2 protein-coding genes are annotated in these 1,523 nt (G+C 33.4%); both read left to right on the top strand.

Going from position 1 to position 1,523, the window contains the following annotated elements; all coding sequences use genetic code 11:
* A partial coding sequence (locus tag HMPREF2794_RS28765; protein WP_168166582.1) for a hypothetical protein occupies window positions 1-707 on the top strand: 707 nt, incomplete at its 5' end.
* Window positions 708-719: 12 nt separating this feature from the next.
* Window positions 720-1,337: a leucine-rich repeat domain-containing protein gene (locus HMPREF2794_RS02450; protein WP_240053020.1), complete on the top strand. Its 618-nt coding sequence runs from the start codon at window positions 720-722 to the stop codon at window positions 1,335-1,337.
* The last annotated feature ends 186 nt before the right edge of the window (window positions 1,338-1,523 follow it).

The raw sequence follows: 1,523 nt of genomic DNA, 5'->3' as shown, positions 1-1,523 counted from the left end.
GAAATGGTTACTACTATGGATATGGTAACTATGGCGAAGGGTATTTAACTGGTGGTGGAGGTTCCGGTAGTGCTCTCGGAGATAGTTCCGGCAATGCTTTGACTGACGGCGTAGATATTGGCAATATAAGAAACTTTACTTTAAATCTAGATTCTCAACCTGTATTTAACGAACAGATGGTGAATATTCTAAAAAGTAACTCTGTACTTAAAGCTTTGCTTAGTTATTTTAATAATGGAGTAATACATTTGACATTCGATTTGGCTGATATGAATAGTGTGGCTCAAACTACTTATCCGTCTCGTGATTCTTTCCATATTACTTTTAATGAACAATTTATGGATGATGAAGGGTGGAGTAAAATATTGAGACATGATAATATGAATTATGATTGGAGTAAAGTACATACAGCAGAAGAGGCATTGGTGGTTGTATTAGCACATGAGTCTCAACATGCTAATCATGTTGCGCGTTTTTTTGATGCTGCACAGCAAGCACATGATGATCCAACTGAAACAGCTAACTTATTAAAGGAATGGGGATATAATCAGGAATACGTAGATATATTTATTGAGAGTAGAAATGGCAAATATAGTTATGTTTCAGGTGATCAGCAGGTTGTTAATATGCATGATTATATGGATAAATATAATCAGGGGGTAATTGATGCTGCTTTAGAGGAATATAGGCAAGATTATAGTAAGTAAATGCAGGTTAAAATGAAAGGTTATATTTATCTGACATTGTTCTCGTTATTTATAACGGCATGTACGTTTGGTAACAAAAAACATTCTTTAGAATTTTCTCAGGAAGAAAGGGCGTTGACCAAGTTAGAGAGTCTTTTTTCGCTTCCTCAAGATTCAGTGATACAGGTGTATGATTTATCAAATGATAGTATTAGCAATTTCCCGGATTTATCTGCTTATAATATCAAGTCACTTGATTTATCTTGTAATTTGTTGGATACTATTGTTATAGATAATTTGCCTAAAAAATTGGAACGACTAAATCTTTCTTTTAATCGATATAAAGGGGATTTGCAAATAAAGAAAAAGTCGATTCCTTATTTAAAAGAGCTAGATATGTCTCACAATGATCTGCAAGCAATTTATATTCATGAAGCATTATACCGGATTCTTTTATCTTATAATGATTTGACTATAGCTTGCTTTAACCATGAGAATTTACGCTATTTAGACATCTCTTATAATTTACATATGCCATCTGAAGTTTGTTTTGAGCCTACTCAAATTGACACTGTAATACGTGAAGGCGTTGCTGAAGGAGAGCGTTTGGTAGGACCTATTAGTGTGAGGTATTACAAACCGATAGAATAATATTGAATAGTATCAGTAATATAGGTGAACCTCTTTATCGGATTTCATTGTCACATAATGATTTGTCATCTGTTTGTCTAAACCATAAGAATATACAGTATCTGGATATTTCTTATAATTCTAATATGTCAGAAAGAGTTTGTTTTAATCCAGCGAAGATTGATACTATTGTACGGGAAGGTGTGG

It is taken from the genome of Bacteroides sp. HMSC067B03 (assembly GCF_001811315.1).
Classification (GTDB): Bacteria; Bacteroidota; Bacteroidia; order Bacteroidales; family Bacteroidaceae; genus Bacteroides; species Bacteroides faecis.
This window is presented reverse-complemented; position numbering and strand designations above follow the sequence as displayed.

Coding starts and splice junctions, on each gene's coding strand:
- HMPREF2794_RS02450 (WP_240053020.1), top strand. CDS start 720: ATGAAAGGTTATATTTATCTGACATTGTTCTCGTTATTTATAACGGCA.